Consider the following 16812-nt stretch of genomic DNA (forward strand, 5'->3'; position numbering starts at 1 on the left):
GAGTTGCCGCCGGAGAGAATTATACTCGGCGAATGTCTCCCGCGACGGTCGCCCGTCGCGCCTCCCGCGCCGCCCAGATGTCGGCGAACGCGTCGAAGAAGTCCGCGCCGGTGTCGACGACGACGTGCTCGGCGCGGAGCCGACGCGCTCGCGCGGCGACGTCGTCGACGTGTTCGGTGAGTCGCTCGCGGTAGGACTCGGCGGTCGATCCGGCGAAGTACGCGCGCTGGGTCGATCCCGTTTCGGGGTCTTCGAACACCGCGTCGCCCGTCACGTCGGGATCGCGCTCCTCGGGCGCGACGAGGTGGACGAGGAGGACCTCGCTGTCGCCGAGCGCTGCGATCCCGTCTTCGATCGCGTCCGGGGAATCCAGGAAGTCGCTCACGACGACGACGAGCGATCGTGACCGGATCGTGCGGGCGTAGGCCGCGAGCGCGTCGAAAAACGCCGTTCGGTCGGCCGGGTTGGTCCCGTTCAGCGCGCCGAGGAGCCGAAGCAACTCCCCCCGCGTCGACCGGCCGCGGTCCAGTCGCTCGGCGTCCGTCCCGATCGTCGAGAACCGAAAGGAGTCGTGTCCGACGACCGCGAAGTAGGCGAACGCGAGGCCGACTCGCGCGCCGAATTCGAACTTGTTCGCCCGCTCCGTCCCGAACCCCATCGACGCCGAGGAGTCGAGGAGTACGTGGACCGTGAGGTCGCGCTCGGCCTCGTACTGCTTGATGAAGTGCTCGTCCGTCCGCGCGTACACCCGCCAGTCGATCAGTCGCACGTCGTCGCCGGGGGTGTACCGGCGGTAATCGCTGAACGTGAGTCCCTCGCCGACGTTCGCCGATCGCTGCTCGCCCTGCCGCCGCGAGTCGGTCCGATGACGCAGCGATCGCTCCAGCCGCGCCAGTTCGTCGAGGAAGTCGGGTTCGATCGACATCTCACAACAGTGTCGAGACGATGTCGTCCGGCGTCACGCCCTCCCGCTCGGCGCGGAAGTCGACGACGAGGCGGTGCCGCAGCACGGGATTCGCCATCGCCTCGACGTCCTCCCACGCGACGTGCGCGCGGCCGTCGAGGAACGCGCGGGCCTTCGCGGCGAGGACGAGCCCCATACTGGCCCGCGGACTCGCGCCAAATTCGACGTTCTCGGCCGTCCGCGTCGAGCGAACCAGATCAATCACGTCGTCGCGGACGTCCTCGGCGATCGGGACCTGCCGCGTGAGCTGTTGCGCCCGCGTGAGCCCGTCCCTGGAGAGAACTCGTTCGACGGACGGATCGGGCGCGCCCGTCGTGTACCGGTCGACGATTTCGCGCTCCTCGTCGCGGTCGGGGTAGTCAACGAGGATCTTCAGCAGGAAGCGGTCGGTCTGGGCCTCCGGGAGCGGGTACGTCCCCTCCTGATCGATCGGGTTCTGCGTCGCGAGCACGAAGAAGGGTCGGGGGAGTTCCCGCGTCTCCCCGCCGGTCGTCACCTGTTTCTCCTGCATCGCTTCCAAGAGCGCCGCCTGCGTCTTCGGCGTCGCGCGGTTGATCTCGTCGGCGAGGACGAGGTTCGCGAACACCGGGCCGCGCTCGAAAACGAACTCCCGCTCTCCACCGACCTCTCGGATGATCTCCGTGCCGGTGATGTCCGCGGGCATCAGATCCGGCGTGTTCTGGATTCGAGAGAAGGACAGATCCGTCGCCTCGGCGACCGTCCGCACCAGCGTCGTCTTCCCCAGTCCGGGATTGCTCTCGATCAGCGCGTTACCGTCGCAGAGCAGACAGACGAGCAGTTGCTCGACGACGTCGGACTGGCCGACGATTCGTTTCGCGACCTCCTCGCGGAGGGCGGCGAGTCTGCGCTGTATCCGATCGATCTCCTCGTTGGTTCCGCTCATAGCTTAGGATGCATCGTTCGTAGTGTCCGCGTCGTCGATATCGCTGGTCGTGTCCGCGCCGTCGAGTTCCCTGATTCTGAGGTTGTACTCGCGGACCAGCTCTGCGTCTTCGATCCGCTCTTCCCCGGCGTATCCCGACTGTTGGCTGTCGAACTCCCCGCCTCCGCCGCCGCTGCCGACGCCGCCGCCGGGACCGGTCGGGCCGTCGGCGCTGCCCTCGCCCGTTCCCGGCACCGAGATGTTGTCCGAATCGTCACCCGTTCCGACGTCCTCGGGATTGCCGAGGATCTCGTCACCGTCCTGTAAGCCGTCGTCATCCGGGCGCTCGACGGTCGGGTCGGCACCGGCACCCAGCAAGCCCGCGAGGTCTGGATCGACGACGGCGACCTGCACGCTCGCGACGCTCACGGCGACGACGAGGAGCACTGTCACGACCACGCGGCGCGTCTCGACGAGTTCGAGCGTCGAGGTCGAGCCCAGCGTCTCGACGACGTCGGCGTAGAGCCGTCGCGCCATCTCCGTGTCCGCCCCGTCGTCGACGGCATCTCGGGCGGTCCGCAGCGCTTCTCGAACCGGGGGATTCGCCCCCTCGAACTGCTCGACGAGCGGGCGGCGGAGCCTCGCGGCGTAGCCGACCCCGAACGCGACCGCGCCGAGCGCGAGGGCGACGAGCGAGGTGGCTTCGACCGTCGTCGGAGCGGCGATGCCGACGAGCGGGACGCTCCGAAGCGCCTCGACCACGACGGTCGGAAGACCGAGATCGATGGCGAGCCACCGCGGTTCGACGAGCGAGAGCACGAGGTTCGCGAGAAGCGCGGTCAGTGCGGCCTCGACGCTCGCATAGAGGAGCGCGACCGTTCTGACCTCGCGCCTGACTTCCGAGAGGGCGGCGCGGATCCGCGCGTTCTCCTCGTCAAACACGACGTCGTCCGAGCGCGCCTTCTCCTCGCCCGCCGCGCTCCCTCGCGCGCCGCCGCCATCGACGAATCCCGGGTCGGGATCGAACCGGGTGTCGTCTGCCGCACTGGTCGCGCCGCCTCCGTTCGTCGAATCCGACGAGCCGTCTTCGGGCGGCGAATCCGAACGACTGTTCGCGTCCTTAGACATCCTCGCACTCCTCCGGCGCGTCGTCGCGCTCCTGTCGCCACTGCTCGCAGACGGATGCGAGGTCCTCGCGGTGCTCGTTCCGCTCCTCGCGGACGGTCGAGAGCGTTTCCCGCGTCGATTCCAGTTCATCCCGCAGGCGACTCACCTCCGCTTCGAGCGATTCGATCCGGTCGCGAGCGGACTGGATATCGTCGCGCAGCTGGTCGTTCTGGGTGCGCAACTGCTCGTTCTGGGTCTCGATCGCGGTCACGCCGGACTGAAAGAGCACCGTGGCTCCGACAGTCCCCGCGACGAGGACGAGGAGGGCGATCACGAGCGCGCGGTTCAGGGGGCGACCGACGAACGTCACGGGAGACCTCCGTCCGACGTGGTATTGCGGCGACGGACTTGAAGCCGCCGGTAGCACACCTCAGTCGTGAAGACGAACAGCCCGAGCGCGAGAGACAGCCACGTCCAGCCGGTCCTGACGGGGCGGACGCCGCGAGCGCGCTCGGTCGCGAAGCGAGCGATTTCCGCACCCTGACCGCCGGTGAACTCCCGGCCGCCCGTGTCGTCGACGAGGGTATCGAGCGCCGGATCGGGGCCGAACGCGGCGTACTCCCGCGGGTAGTTCGCGGCGTAGGTCGCGCCGAGCACGTCGTGATAGCCGGTCGACCCCGGCGTCACCGTCGCCTGAAACAGCTCCCCGTCCACTCGACGGAACGACGCGTTCTCGCTCGGCGGTCGCTCGTCGCCGCGGTACGTCACGGTCGTCGACTCTCCGACGCGAGTGTCGGGAATCCCCGTGATTCCGGTCGCCTTCCGTTCGGGGTCGCCGACGGCGTAGTTCGTGGTGCGCGTCAGGAGCAGCGAGTCGGGCTCTCGGAGCAGGCCGTCGAGCGTCCCGTCCTCGCCGTGGGCGGTGAGCGTCGCGACCCGGCCGAGCCCGTAGCGCCACGTCGCGAGCGCGGGCTGCCCGTTGCTCCCGGCGACGAGGTAGTCAGCGCCCGATCGGACTGAGACGTCGTTGAACGCCGCTGGCGACGACGTCAGCGAGACGCCGGAAGTGACGAACGAGCCCCGGTCGAGGACGACGAGTTCGGCCGCGCCCGGCGCGCCCGACCCGCCGAACAGGATCCCCAACCGCGTCGTCTCCGTCGCGCGGAAGTAGCTGCCGTCGCCCGCACCGGCGACCGTCTGCAGCGTCCGCTCGTTGACGCTCTGGCCCGCGCCGACGGTGACGACGCGAACCCCCCGATCTGTCAGTTCCGACGCGACGCTCGCGGCCTCGTCGGGGTTGTCGTGACCGTCGCTGACGAGGATGATCGTCCCCGATCGGTCGCCGAGGAGTTCGCCGCCGCCGCGGACGCCCGCGGCGATGTCCGTCGCCCCGCCCGCGCGGAGCCGACGGATCTTGTCTGACAGTTGGCCGCGATTCTCCGAGAGCGGCTCGACGTCGGCGACGCGGTACGCTTGGTAGTTGAAGCCGACGATGCCGACCTCGTTCTCGTCGCCGAGCTGTTCGAGCACCGAGAGCGACGCGGACTTCTGGACGCTCATCCCCTCCTCGGCGCTGCCGGAGACGTCGATCGCGAGCACGATGTTCGTCGCGCGGGGTTCGCCCTCGCCGGTCGTGACCGGCAGCATCGACGCGAGGTTCGAGCCCTCGTAGCCCCCGTTCTCGAAGGCGTTGGGACCGCCGACGACGAACAGGCCGCCGCCGCCGATGACGAACTCCTGGAGGCGGTCGACGTTGTCGATGGAATCGGCCGGAGCGTCCTGTACGACGACCGCGTAGTACGGCGAGAGGTCCGCCGGAACCTCCTCGGCGGTCTCGACGTCGTACAGCCGATCGAGGTAGTCGCGGAAGGGGTACTCGCCGGGCGAAACGTACAGAATCTCGGGTTGCTCGACGACGCGGACGGTCTTCCTGAAGACGTCGTTATCGGAGAAGCGATCCGTCGCGTCGATCTCCGCTGTGACGGTGTGACTCCCCGTCGACTCGAACGTGTGGTTGAATTCGACGGTTCGCGGGGCGTCCTCCATCGTTCGTTCGAGCACCCGCTCGCCGTCGACGCGCACGGTGAGCGTCGCGGAGGTGTTGGGGCCGACGCCAGCGACTCGGGCCCCAAAGCGGTTTTCGACGCCGAGGCTCACCTTCTCCGGACCCGCGACGGACACGTACCGCTCGGCGGTTCGCGGTTCGGGCGAGACCGCAGAGACGGTGGCGTTGGCCGAGCGGGCGAGGTCGGTCGCGGCCGGGAGTGACTGTCCGCTCGTCACTCGGCCGTCGCTGAGCAGGACGAGGTTGCCGCCTTCCCGCACGTTGGCCGCGACCGCATCGCCGATCGGCGAGTCGGCGTCCGCGCCCACCGGCACGCGCCGGACGGAGACGCCCTCGGCCTCGATGGACTCGGTGAGCCGGTCCTCGACGTCCGGCGCGACGGCCATACTGTCGGACTCGTCGACCAGCAGCGTCACGCTCGGATCGCCGTCCGTCAGTTGCGACTGCACGGTGTACGGCCCGGCGGCCGAGAGCACGACGAGCGCGACGACGGCGACTCTCGCAGCGAGGAACCAGCGTCGCGAGTCGGGGGAGGCGGTCCCCGACGCGCCGCGGAAGACGAGCGCCCAGAGAGCGACGGCGGCGACGGGAAGGGCGAGCAGGAGGAGCGGCCGTTCGAGACCCACGGAGAACGTGTCCGTGAGTTCGACCGACGTCGCGAGCGCGACACGGGGGAGCGCCGACATCACAGGTCACCTCGGCGGCGGAGGAAGGCGACCTCACCCAGAACGACGGACAGAATCCCGAGGGCGACGAACTCGGTCAGCGGATCGGGCACCGTCCGCTCCTCCGTTCTCGCCGTCTCCCCGCCGTCAGCGCCCGGATCGATTTCCGACGCCGACACCGCGGATTCCGTCGGACTCAGGAGCGACGCGCTGTACCGACTCCCGTCGGCGGCGTAGAATCCGACGTCGGCGACGTCGACGGACGAAGCGGTCACCTGGCCGCGCGGCGTTTCCACCGCGGTCTCGTTCGCGAAGGCGAGTCGCTCGCCGGTCTGGCGGTTCAGCTCCGAAAGCGACTCCCGGTCCGCGAGCGCGTAGACGCTCCGCTTCCAGAAGATCGGGTACTCGAAGTCGTATTTGAACGCGGAGGCAGACTCGATATAGCCGTAGTAGAGCACCTGCCCGCCGCTGTGGCTGGCGGTCGCAACGATCGGTGTCCCGTCAGTCGTCGAGACGAGCGCACGTCCGGACCGGAGATCGCCGCGGACGTACCGCTCCGGCGGCGGGAAGGTTATATCGCGTGTGAGGTCGTCTTGAACCGGCTCCGACAGCGTCGGGTTCGAGCCCATACGGCCCGGATCCAACAGGAGGAGGTCCCCGTAGGCGTCGACCGGCATCGACTCGCTCGCCTGGATCCCGACCCCGCCGCCCGCCGCGAGCGCCTCGCGGCCAGCGGCCACGTGACTGTCGCCGAGTTCGGCCTCGGCGACGTTGCTGTAGAGCACCACGTCGTAGGCGTCTTCCGGGGGTTCGGGGATCGAATCCGGCGGCTCCACCACCGTGAGTTCGACCGGATCGATCACCGACAGCGCCGTCGTCAGGTAGCGGTTCTCGTCGGTAGTGACGAGCAGGACGTCGACCGCAGCGTCCTCGGGCGCGGCCACGTACGCGACGTCGTCGGTGGGGAACGAGTCGCCCGGCGAGAGCCGGACTTCGCCCCCGCCAGCGGGAACCGGAAGCGTGACGCTCCTGACGTCACCGGGCGCGAGCGAAACGGTCGTTTCGGCTCCGCCCAGCGAAACCCGGCGGGTGACGTCGTCCCCGCCGAAGTTCTGAACCGAGACGGTCACTTCCTCGCCGGAGAACTCGCGGTCGACGATCCCGACGTTGTCGTCGCCGCCGCCGTCGAACTGCCGCAGATCGACGGTCAGACCGCGGGCGCGGGCGGACTGTACGGCGGATTCCCAGCCCTCGCCCGCGAAGTCGCTGAGGACGACGATCCGAGCGTTCTCTCCGGCGAGGCTCGACGCCCGCGAGATCGACGTCCGGAGGTCTCCGGGGGCGTCGGTCGCGCGCAACGAGGCGAGCGTGTCGTCGGCGTCGCCCGCGGTTCCGCCGCGGAGCGCGATCGAGGCGCGGCCGTCGGCTACGACGATCGAAGTCGTCGAGGACGTCTCCGCGCGCGCGGCCGAGATCGCCCGATCGAAGCGCGTCTCGGCGCTTGTCTCGACGTTCATACTGGCGCTGGCGTCGACGACGATGACCGTCTCCTCGACGAGTTCCGACTCCGACACGGGGACGTACGGTGTCGCGAGCGCGGTCGCGAAGAGGACGATCGCGAGCAGTTGGAGCAGCAAAAGCGCGCTGCGCTTCAGCCGTTCGAGGAGCGGCGTCGACGCTGACGTGCCGTCGGAGTCCGAGAGAAACCGGACGGTCGGCAGCGTCACGCGGCGGGGGTCCGGCCGCACGAGGTACAGGACGATCACGGGGACCGCGGCGAGGAGGGCGGCGAATCCGAGCGGGGAGAGGAAGGCGTCCGGGAGGGCCATCGTGCCAGTGGGGGACCGCCGGGGTATTGGACCTTTCCCACTGCGGGCGCGGGTTCGCGCGACGCCCTCGGAGCACCGCGCGGATGGGACGGAGAGCAAACCCTTTCAACGGGGCCCGCTTCGCAACTCGTATGGAAGCGAAGCGGGAACTGCTCGACCTGTTGCTGAGTGACGCTCGTCAGAGCACCGAGGACATCGCGCGACAACTCGGTACCGACGCAGCAACGGTGGAGAAACTGGTCGACGAACTGGAGTCCGAGGGCGCGGTCCGCGGCTACCAGGCCGTCGTCGACTGGGACCACGTGGACGAAGAGCACGTCCGCGCGGAGGTCGAGTTGAACGTCGAACTCGACCGCGAGACGGGGTACGAGGAGATCGCACGGCGCATCGCGAAGTTCCCCGAGGTCTCGTCGCTGCGGCTCATCTCCGGCAGTTACGACTTCGCCGTCGACGTCGAAGGCGAATCGATGCACGACGTCTCGAACTTCGTCTCCGAGCAGATCGCGCCGATCCCGGAGGTCACCCAGACGGTGACCCACTTCGTGATGACGACGTACAAAGAGCGCGGCGTTTACTTCGGCGACGGCGACGACGACGACCGCCTCGCCGTCTCGCCATGACGGGGCCGTCCGACCGGCTTTCCCAGCGGGCCAAGGAGACGCCGCCGTCGGGAATCCGGCGGTTCTTCGAACTCGCCGAGGAGATGGACGACATCATCTCGCTGGGCGTCGGCGAGCCCGATTTCTCCGCCCCGTGGGCCGCTCGTGCGGCCGCGATCGACTCGCTGGAGCGGGGCCGCACCTCCTACACCGCGAACTTGGGTCGGCGAGACCTCCGCCAGCGGATCGCCTCGCACGTGACGCGATACGATCTCTCCTACGATCCCGACGAGGAGATCCTCGTCAGCACGGGCGCGAGTGAGGCCGTCGACCTCGCGATGCGCGCGCTCGTCGACCCCGGCGACGCCGTCGCCGTCCCGCAGCCCTCGTACATCTCCTACGGGCCGACAGTGTCGTTCTCGGGCGGGGACGTGGTCCAGGTGGAGACGCACGCCGAGAACGATTTCGTGCTGACGTACGACGACCTCGAACGCGCCGGGGCCGCAGAGGCGTCCGCGCTCGTGCTCTGTTACCCGAACAATCCGACGGGGGCGGTGATGACGCGCGAGGAACTGTCCGAGGTGGCCGAGTTCGCCCGCGAGCACGACCTGTTCGTCCTCTCCGATGAAATCTACGCGGCGCTCCGCTACGAGGACGATCACGTCTCGATCGCGACGCTGCCGGGTATGCGCGATCGAACGGTGGTGTTTAACGGCTTCTCGAAGGCCTACGCGATGACGGGGATGCGCCTCGGGTACGCGCTCGGCCCCAGCGAGATGATCGACGCGATGAACCGGATCCACCAGTACACAATGCTGTCGGCCCCGACGACCGCGCAGTTCGCCGCGCTCGAAGCGTTGGAGTCGTGCGACGGGGCCGTCGAAGAGATGCGTCGGGAGTTCGATCGCCGCCGCCAGTTCGTCATCTCGCGGTTCAACGAGATCGGGATGGACTGCTTCGAGGCGAAAGGCGCGTTCTACGTCTTCCCGAAGTGCCCGCCGGGGTGGGACGACGACGAGGCGTTCGCGGAGGCGCTCATCCGCGAGGAGCGCGTTGCGCTCGTGCCGGGACGCGTCTTCGGATCGGGCGGAGCGGGTCACCTTCGCGTGTCGTACGCGTCGGGAATGAACGAGCTGAAAGAGGCGTTGAATCGGATCGAATCGTTCCTGGAAACGCAATGATGTAACGCCTTCGATCACAAACTATTACTTCAATCAGCGTGTTGGTACGGCACGAATGCACACAGGTGGCGAATCTGATACATCGACCGTCGGTGCCACCATGGGCGTTGCGACCGCTCTCGACGAACTGAAGTCCCGGGGCAGTGCGCTGCTCGTCGTCGGCTCGGTTCCGGAGGAAGTGTACGCTCGGGTTTCCGCGTGTCTCCTCGGGAGTGGCTGTTCGGGCGACCGACGCCGACTCGTCGTCGAAGACGGGACCGCTCCCCAGTGGAGATACGAATCCGTCGACAGGTGGACCCCGGAGTGGACACGGATCATCCAGTGCGAAGTCGACGCCCGCGGTACGGCAGCCGCGTCCAGCGACGGCGACGGGCGTCCCTCCCCGTTTGAACCCGCCACGAATCAGTCTCTTCGTCCATCGTCTCCCCAGGTTTCTTCGAATCCCTCGTCTCGAGCCGACGGGCAGGGGCAAACGCGAGAACGTTCGAGAGTGACCGTCGACGGATCGATCTCGGATCTCGGCGTCGAAATCGGACGGGCAATTCAGCAGTTCGAGGCGATCGCGGGCGGGCTCGAACCGGCGGAGTTACGCGTCGGATTCGACTGCATCGCGACGCTGTTGGCCGAGTACGACGAACCAACCGTGTTCCGGTTCCTCCATCTGCTCGCGAACGATGTCAGGACGGCCGACGGGATGGTGCACGTTCGACTCCCCGAACCGTTTGACGCCGAAACGACGCGACTGTTCGCCCCGCTGTTCGACGGGATCGTCGAACTACGACTCAACGGCAGCGAGCCGCAACAGCGCTGGCATCTCCACGACGGCGACGTCGTCTCCGAGTGGCTGCCGATCGAGTCCTAACGGCGATACGGCACCAGTATGCTTTTTGCTGCGTAAGTGATGTGTTGACACAATGAATGGGCAGGGAGGGGGACAGAGCCGGGCTGTCGACCCGACCGAACTACCCGGTATCGACCACCTCCAGATCGAGTTCGACGGGTCGTCGGACCGCGGCGGACTCGTCGTTTCCGATCCCATCGAGCGCAGTCAGTTCGTGCTCTCCGCGTCCGAGGCAATCCACCCCCGACAGGCGGATCCGGACGCGTTCCGCTTCCCCGCCGACGAGGCCGTGATGGTTCAGACGGACCAGTTGGACTTAGAGACCGTCGTCTCCGTTTGCGTCCGCGACGGGAACGGCGAGTTGCTGGCGCAGGCGGAGCACTTCGCGGACCAGGTGTTTCCCGAGGGGACCTACAGCGTCGAGCTGTTCGCGCCGATCAAACTGTACCTTCGAGTCGACTCCTCGCTCCGCGTGGTTTCGGACGCGACAAACACGCGGCTCGAGTTCGGCGATCGAACGAACGTCCTGATCGGGGCGCGATCACACCACAAGCGTCCGGCGGCGACCGTTCGGACGACGGACCGACCTCGCGATGTGATGCGCGCCGTCTCACTGCTCGGATCGGCGCTGAAAACGACGAGCGTCGAGCGGTCATATCCGACGCTCCGCGGACACCCGCCGTTGATCGAACGCGGCGGTCGGTTCGCGGCCCCGGACGGTCTCGAACGGCCGGAGACGGGGATCACGCTGAAGTTGCCTGAGACGCTTCGACACGTCTACGCCGCCGCGCCGCTGGCGTACTACCTCGGCGCGGCGGTCGTCCCCGGGTCGATGCCGCGAATCGTGACCGACGCGGGGTTCACACACGAACTCGGCGGTCCCCCTGGGTTCGAGCGCTCCGTCGAGCGCGTGTTGAAGCAGACGTTCTTCCTGGACTGTCTCACCAGAACAGAAGGCTACTACGAGGTCGACCTCCACGAGCGGCGGGCGCTCGAACCGCGCCTCGGGTTGGACTTCGCGGCGCTGTACGACCGCTCGATCGGCGAGCAGCTGGAAGCCTACCTCGACATCCCGTACGAGCAGATCGAAGGGCACATCCCCGACTGGAAGCTGACGGCTCACGTCGCACCGACGGCGGCGAACGTGGAGGTGCTCCCGTTCGCCGCGAACGACCTCGCGGTCGTGATGACGCCGCAGACGGAGCCGACCGGAGGGTCGACGATACAGGCGAACGCCGTCTCGGATTTCGTCCGTCGTGGCTCGCCGCGATCGGACGACGAGCCGTCACCCGAGCGCCCCCAGTTAGATTCGGAGCGCGCTGCTCCCCCGGCCCTCGCTTCCGACGACACGTTCACACGGAGCGCGAGCACGCGGAGTTCGGACACCCGCAGCCAGGAGACCAGGAGCGCACAGCGGGCGTACGTCCAGCCGCCGGAGTCGGACTCGCTGGAACAGGCGTGGCTCGGGGCCGGAATCCCGATCGGCGCGAGTAAGGCGTCGTTGCAGGCGTATCGGAACCGCCTGTCGCGCGCGCCCATCGACGGCGATATCGGCATCACGGTGGTGTGTAACGACCCGAAGATGGCCGAAGAGCGTGACGCCGTCGAGGCGGTGTACGGCTCGCGCGAGGAACTCCCCTTCGAGGTCAGGACGCACTACGAACTGACGGTCGAGGAACTCCGCTCGGTGCTCGCGGAGAAGACGGAGTTCCTCCACTACATCGGTCACATCGACGAGAACGGGTTTCAGTGCCCCGACGGCGCGCTCGACGTCGAGACCATCGACGAGCTCGGTGTCGACTCGTTCCTCCTCAACGCGTGTCAGTCCTACGAACAGGGGATGGAGCTCATCGAACGCGGGGCGATCGCCGGAATCGTCACGCTGAACGACGTCGTCAACAGCGGCGCGGTCGACATCGGTCGGACCCTCGCTCGGCTGTTGAACTACGGATTCCCGATTCGGATCTCCCTCGATATCGCAAAGCGCGACAGCTACATCGGGAGCGACTACATCGTCGTCGGCGACGGGGGGTTCTGCGTGGCGCAGGTGCAGGCGATGCTCCCGAACATGTGTAAGATCACGCGGACTGAGTACGGGTTCGACGTCGATTACCGGACCTACCCCGCCGCTGAGTACGAACTCGGAAGTCTCGTCGTTCCGTATCTGCCCGGAAACGAAACGTACTATCTATCGTCGGGAACCGCGGACGTATTCGAGTTAACGGAGTCAGAACTAGAACACTTTCTATCGCTGGAGAACGTCCCGGTGTTGGTCAATGGTTCGCTGCGGTGGAGCGACAATCTGCGAATCGATTCGCTGTAATTAGGGACCGGAAATCGCGCCGTGGTTGCCCGCAGCAACTGCGCCAGCCTGCGAGAGCAGGAGCAGCGCGGTGAACAGGACGCCCATTGCGCGGGGGTGGTCGGCCAGGTACTGTGCGACAGCGTTGGAGTCATTGTCGGACATGACGATTGGTACCTATGCGCGCTTTAAAATAAATTTTTCTGACACTTTCTGATATGATATTATCTTAATTTAACTCAAAAAATATTGCACAAAAAGGTAGACGGCTCCGAGAAGGACTGTCGGTTGACGCCAGTCGGTAACGCGGAGTTGGGAAGGGAGAGGAGAAGAGCGCGCCGCCGAACCTGTCGTTATTCGGAGCGTTCGGCTTCGACATCGATATCGTCGCCGAGATCGCGGTACATCGCCGTGAAGTCGTGCTCGTCGTCGAACGCGGAGAGAGTGTCGTCGAGCTGGGTGCGAAGTTCACGGACGCGTTCGGTGAGTCGTTGGTACTCCTCGTGGTCTTCGAGCGTCGCGGCGTCTTTCTCCGACTCCAAGAGGGCCTTTTTCGATGCGAGCGCGAACAGCTCCTGAATCCCGTCGTCGTAGTGGCTCCGACGGAGCAGGTTCTGGACGGTGTCCTTGAGCGACTCCCGAGAGACCGGTTTCACGAGATAGTCGTCGAAGCCCATCGCGACGATATCGAAGTCGGGTTCGACGGCGGTGACCATCGCGACGCGGCAGCCGACGTCCCGCTCGCGGATCGCCTCCAAGGCTTCATCGCCGGAGAGGTCCGGCATTCGTCGGTCGAGCAAGACGACGTCTACCTCGTCGTCCAGCTCTTCGAGCGCCTCGCGACCGCCGTAGGCGACGCGAACGCGATATTCGTCTCTCAACCACGTTGCGTACAGGTCAGCGAGGTCCGGCTCGTCTTCGACGACGAGTACCATCGGCAGGTCAGCGCTCATTGGTAGGTGTGCGGTGTTTTCGGGAACACCGATACGAAGGATTGTCTCGCGGGGGCATATCAAGATACCCCTTACGACGCGGCTGTGGTCCGTCCCGACACCGGGTGCCCCCGCGTCGGGTGTCGGGATTCCCCGTCGAAACGACGATCAGTTCCGTCCCGGCCGAGCAATTCCCGTCCGGCTGTTTAGTCCCATCCCGGCCGATCAGTCCCCGTCCGGACTGTAGTTCGGCGCTTCGTCGGTGATCATCACGTCGTGGGGGTGACCCTCGGTCTGTCCGGCGCTGGAGATGCGGACGAACTCGGAGCGCTCTTTGAACGCCGGAATCGTCTCCGCGCCGACGTAGCCCATCCCGGAGCGCATTCCGCCGACGAGTTGGTGCAGTTCGGAGGCGAGCGTGCCCTTGTACGGCGTGGCGGCTTCGACGCCCTCGGGGACGAAGTCCTCTTCCTCCTCGTCGGTGTCCTTGAGATACCGTTCGCCGCCGCCGGATTTCATCGCCCCGACCGAGCCCATTCCGCGATACTGCTTGTACTTCTTGCCGTTCATCGTGATGACGCGACCGGGGGCCTCGTCGGTCCCCGCGAAGTACGACCCGAGCATCACGGCGTCCGCGCCCGCGGCGATCGCCTTGATCGCATCGCCCGAGTAGCGGATGCCGCCGTCGGCGATGACCGGGATACCCTCCCGCGCCGCGACGTCGGCCACCTGTGCGACGGCGGTGATCTGCGGCATCCCCGCGCCGGAGACGACGCGCGTGGTACAGATCGATCCGGGGCCGATCCCGACCTTCAGGCCGTCGGCGAAGTCGACCGCCGCCTCGGCGGCCTCCCGCGTGCCGACGTTGCCGACGACGACGTCCGCCTCGACGGAGGACTTGATGTCTCGGGCGTTGTCGAGCACGTTGAGGTTGTGCGCGTGCGCGCAATCGATGAACAGGACGTCCGCACCGGCCTCGTCGGCCGCTTCGGCGCGCTCGCTGTCGAACGGCCCGACGGCGACGCCGACGCGGAGTCGACCGTCCTCGTCGCGCGCGGCGTTCTCGTGCTCGCGCCGCTGGAGGATGCCCTGCATCGTGACGAGGCCCACGAGCCGGTCGCCGTCGTCAACGATGGGGACGCGCTCGATCTTGTGGTCGTACATCAGTTCGAGCGCCTCGCGCGCGCCGACGTCCCGGGGGGCCGTGATAACCTCGTCGGTCATCGCCTCGCGCACCTCGTCGGTGTCGCCGACTTCGAGGTACGGCCGAATGTCGGTCGCGGAGATGATCCCGAGCACCGTGTCGTCCTCGTCGACGACGGGCGCACCCGAGACGCCCTCGTGTTCCATCATCGCGTCAACGTCGCGGACCGTCTGCGACGGGCTCGCGGTGACGACGTTCTCGCGACGGATCACCAGCTCGTCGGCGCGCTTGACGCGCTCGACTTCGGCGAGCAACTGCTCTTGATTCATGTTCTGGTGCAGGACGCCGAGTCCGCCTTCCCGCGCCATTCCGATCGCCATCCCCGCCTCGGTGACGGTGTCCATCGCCGCCGAGAGGATCGGGATGTTCAGTTTGACGTTCTTCGAGACGTGCGTCGAGACGTCGGCAGCGTCGGGTTCGACGCGACTCTCCATCGGCCGAAGCAGCACGTCGTCGAACGTCAACGCCTCTGGCACGCGTAGTTTCTCCGAAAAGGATCCCTGTGTGGAACCGTCGTTCGCCATATAAATGGTCCACAGTCGACTGGCAAAAGCGTTGCGAGACACCATCGCTGTGCAGATTGTTGGCATATAGTCGCCGAATGTGCTCGTGATCTTGCATAACTCACGCGGTGGGAATGCTGCTTACTCCGTACGACTGCGAGACTCCCGTCCAATTCTCGTGCAACAGCGATACTCCGTCCAATTTCTCGTACAATCGTGATACGCCCGTCAGCGACCCGATCTGCGATTCTTCGCAGATGAGGCAGGCCACACTCGGGAACCGCCCATCGGAGTGAGACACACAACGTAGCTGAAGATGGACGCAATAATTGCCTGGGGAAACCGAGATACCGTCGAATCATCCGAGATCCCTCCATATTTCGCCACAATCACCGATTTCTGTCCCCGTCTGCTGTAAGAGACCCAGAACCGTGAGCCGCTGTCCCACACAACGTTTAATATCCCACTCCGGTTTCACTTAGGTATGGACTCCGAGTGTCCCTCTGCATCGCGCATCGCCGTTCAGCAGACCGCGGAATTCGATGCGACTTTTACATTTACAGCGATGCAGAACTTCAAACGCGGAAATCGGATGCAGTCCGCGCTTGATTCGCTTGGAGTGCTCGGGCAGGCCCACGGCGTTTCCGCGTCGGGCTTGCGCCCGCATCGCCGCTTGGCCGATGGTGACGGCCGTTAGTCCCGAATGAGCGTCTCACGGCATCCAGTCGCACTCCGCCTCGAGCAGCGCGTCGGCGGTGCGACCCGACTTCTGGCGACGGTGATGGCCCTCCCGCTCGTCGACGGGATCTTCCCGGCTCTCATCATCGCGGGTGCGCTCAGCAGCCCGCTCGGCATCATCGAGACCGGACTCCTGATCTTCGGCGGTTCGGCGACCGTCGCGGTCATCCTCGCGGAGATGGACGGAACCCGCCGCGAACAGGTGACGTCGATTCTCCTCCTCGGGGCGCTGTTGCTCCCCGTCGCAGGACTCGAAGCGCTCTTCGCGGAGACGCTGAAGAGCGTGCTGAACTTCGAGGTGTTCCACCGCTTCGCCGGACTCGTCATCCTCGCGGTCGCGGCGAAGACGGCCTCGGCGAAGATCGGCGAGTACCTCCCCTCTCCGAGCATCATCATCGGCTTCGGTCTGATCGCGAGTCTCGAACTCGGCGGCGCAGCGCTGGTGGTCGACCCCAACCTCGAGACGGTCGCCCGCGCGGTCGCCGCCGCCGGAACCGGTGTCGCGTTCGCGCTCGCGGTCGCAGTCTTCGCGCCGAAGCTCCGCGGGGCGGTCGACATTGACCGCTTCCGATTCGGTAGCTCGGTTGCGCTCGGGATGCTCGCCGTCGACGTGCTAGGGCTGCTCCCCACCCAAGCGCCCGTCGCGCTGGCGGTGCTGGGCGTCACCGCCCTGTTCGCCTACGACCCCGACGCGAGTCTGGAGCGCGACGCCAGCGGGGCGGACGAGTCGGTCGACGCCGACGACGCTGACGACCTCGATATCGACGCCGAGCAGGGCAGCCTCGACGGCGGAGCGGGCGAGGCGCTCGCGTCGATCCGCGCGGCCGTCACCGACGGCGGCGATCACAAAGATGACGACCACGATGACGACGGCGGATCGGGCGAGACCGGCGGCGACGTCGGATACGGCTATCCCGACTCAGACGGCTCCAGAGCGCCCTGGCTCTGACTGCGGCGATCGGTCGATGGCCCGTCGGGATTCTCCCGCGTCGTGATCGG

General features: G+C 66.7%; 15 protein-coding genes. 6 read left to right on the top strand and 9 right to left on the bottom strand.

Annotated elements, in window-relative coordinates:
- Positions 1-19 precede the first annotated feature (19 nt).
- From FJT57_RS01955 to FJT57_RS01980, 6 genes are read right to left on the bottom strand one after another with little or no spacing between them, the layout of a single operon-like run.
- The gene (locus FJT57_RS01955; protein WP_144901161.1) at positions 20-925 is read right to left on the bottom strand and encodes a DUF58 domain-containing protein; all 906 of its coding nucleotides are present in this window, start codon (positions 923-925) and stop codon (positions 20-22) included.
- Position 926: 1 nt separating this feature from the next.
- Positions 927-1868 carry an AAA family ATPase gene (locus FJT57_RS01960; RefSeq protein WP_144901163.1) on the bottom strand — a complete coding sequence of 314 codons (942 nt, stop codon included), beginning with the start codon at positions 1866-1868 and terminating at the stop codon, positions 927-929.
- 3 nt (positions 1869-1871) lie between these two features.
- Entirely contained in the window at positions 1872-2975 is a 1104-nt protein-coding gene (locus FJT57_RS01965; protein WP_144901165.1) for a DUF7502 family protein, read from the bottom strand.
- Positions 2968-3324 (bottom strand): hypothetical protein, encoded by a 357-nt coding sequence (locus FJT57_RS01970; RefSeq protein WP_162524297.1) that lies wholly within the window; start codon positions 3322-3324, stop codon positions 2968-2970. The genes FJT57_RS01965 and FJT57_RS01970 overlap by 8 nt, the downstream gene beginning before the upstream one ends.
- Positions 3321-5705 carry a vWA domain-containing protein gene (locus FJT57_RS01975; RefSeq protein WP_144901169.1) on the bottom strand — a complete coding sequence of 795 codons (2385 nt, stop codon included), beginning with the start codon at positions 5703-5705 and terminating at the stop codon, positions 3321-3323. The genes FJT57_RS01970 and FJT57_RS01975 overlap by 4 nt, the downstream gene beginning before the upstream one ends.
- The gene (locus tag FJT57_RS01980; RefSeq protein ID WP_144901171.1) at positions 5705-7513 is read right to left on the bottom strand and encodes a vWA domain-containing protein; all 1809 of its coding nucleotides are present in this window, start codon (positions 7511-7513) and stop codon (positions 5705-5707) included. Before FJT57_RS01980 ends, FJT57_RS01975 begins: the two co-directional genes overlap by 1 nt.
- Positions 7514-7644: 131 nt before the next feature.
- Here FJT57_RS01980 and FJT57_RS01985 point away from each other — a divergent pair, with 131 nt between their 5' ends.
- Genes FJT57_RS01985 through FJT57_RS02000 form a run of 4 tightly spaced genes read left to right on the top strand, consistent with a single transcriptional unit; the run spans position 7645 to position 12457 of the window.
- Positions 7645-8133: an Lrp/AsnC family transcriptional regulator gene (locus FJT57_RS01985; RefSeq protein WP_144901173.1), complete on the top strand. Its 489-nt coding sequence runs from the start codon at positions 7645-7647 to the stop codon at positions 8131-8133.
- Positions 8130-9293, top strand: coding sequence for a pyridoxal phosphate-dependent aminotransferase (locus FJT57_RS01990; protein WP_144901175.1), 1164 nt, complete (start codon positions 8130-8132; stop codon positions 9291-9293). Before FJT57_RS01985 ends, FJT57_RS01990 begins: the two co-directional genes overlap by 4 nt.
- Positions 9294-9348: 55 nt before the next feature.
- Complete coding sequence (locus tag FJT57_RS01995) at positions 9349-10155, top strand: DUF7504 family protein (protein ID WP_238993878.1); 807 nt, start codon at positions 9349-9351, stop codon at positions 10153-10155.
- Between the two features lie 52 nt (positions 10156-10207).
- On the top strand, positions 10208-12457 hold the full coding sequence (locus FJT57_RS02000) for a hypothetical protein (protein WP_238993879.1): 2250 nt from the start codon (positions 10208-10210) through the stop codon (positions 12455-12457).
- Here FJT57_RS02000 and FJT57_RS16550 read toward each other — a convergent pair whose 3' ends face one another.
- From FJT57_RS16550 to guaB, 3 genes are all read right to left on the bottom strand, one after another.
- The gene (locus FJT57_RS16550; RefSeq protein ID WP_203229071.1) at positions 12458-12601 is read right to left on the bottom strand and encodes a DUF7503 family protein; all 144 of its coding nucleotides are present in this window, start codon (positions 12599-12601) and stop codon (positions 12458-12460) included.
- A gap of 188 nt (positions 12602-12789) precedes the next feature.
- Complete coding sequence (locus tag FJT57_RS02005) at positions 12790-13389, bottom strand: HalX domain-containing protein (protein WP_144901177.1); 600 nt, start codon at positions 13387-13389, stop codon at positions 12790-12792.
- Between the two features lie 204 nt (positions 13390-13593).
- Entirely contained in the window at positions 13594-15096 is a 1503-nt protein-coding gene (gene guaB, locus FJT57_RS02010; RefSeq protein ID WP_144901179.1) for an IMP dehydrogenase, read from the bottom strand.
- 463 nt (positions 15097-15559) lie between these two features.
- Between guaB and FJT57_RS02015 the strand changes: the two genes are divergently transcribed.
- Together FJT57_RS02015 and FJT57_RS02020 are read left to right on the top strand one after the other, a co-directional pair.
- Positions 15560-15772 (top strand): hypothetical protein, encoded by a 213-nt coding sequence (locus FJT57_RS02015; RefSeq protein ID WP_144901181.1) that lies wholly within the window; start codon positions 15560-15562, stop codon positions 15770-15772.
- 6 nt (positions 15773-15778) lie between these two features.
- On the top strand, positions 15779-16762 hold the full coding sequence (locus FJT57_RS02020; RefSeq protein ID WP_144901183.1) for a DUF5794 domain-containing protein: 984 nt from the start codon (positions 15779-15781) through the stop codon (positions 16760-16762).
- Positions 16763-16812: the final 50 nt, after the last annotated feature.

It is taken from the genome of Halobellus captivus (assembly GCF_007655485.1).
Classification (GTDB): domain Archaea; phylum Halobacteriota; class Halobacteria; order Halobacteriales; family Haloferacaceae; genus Haloquadratum; species Haloquadratum captivum.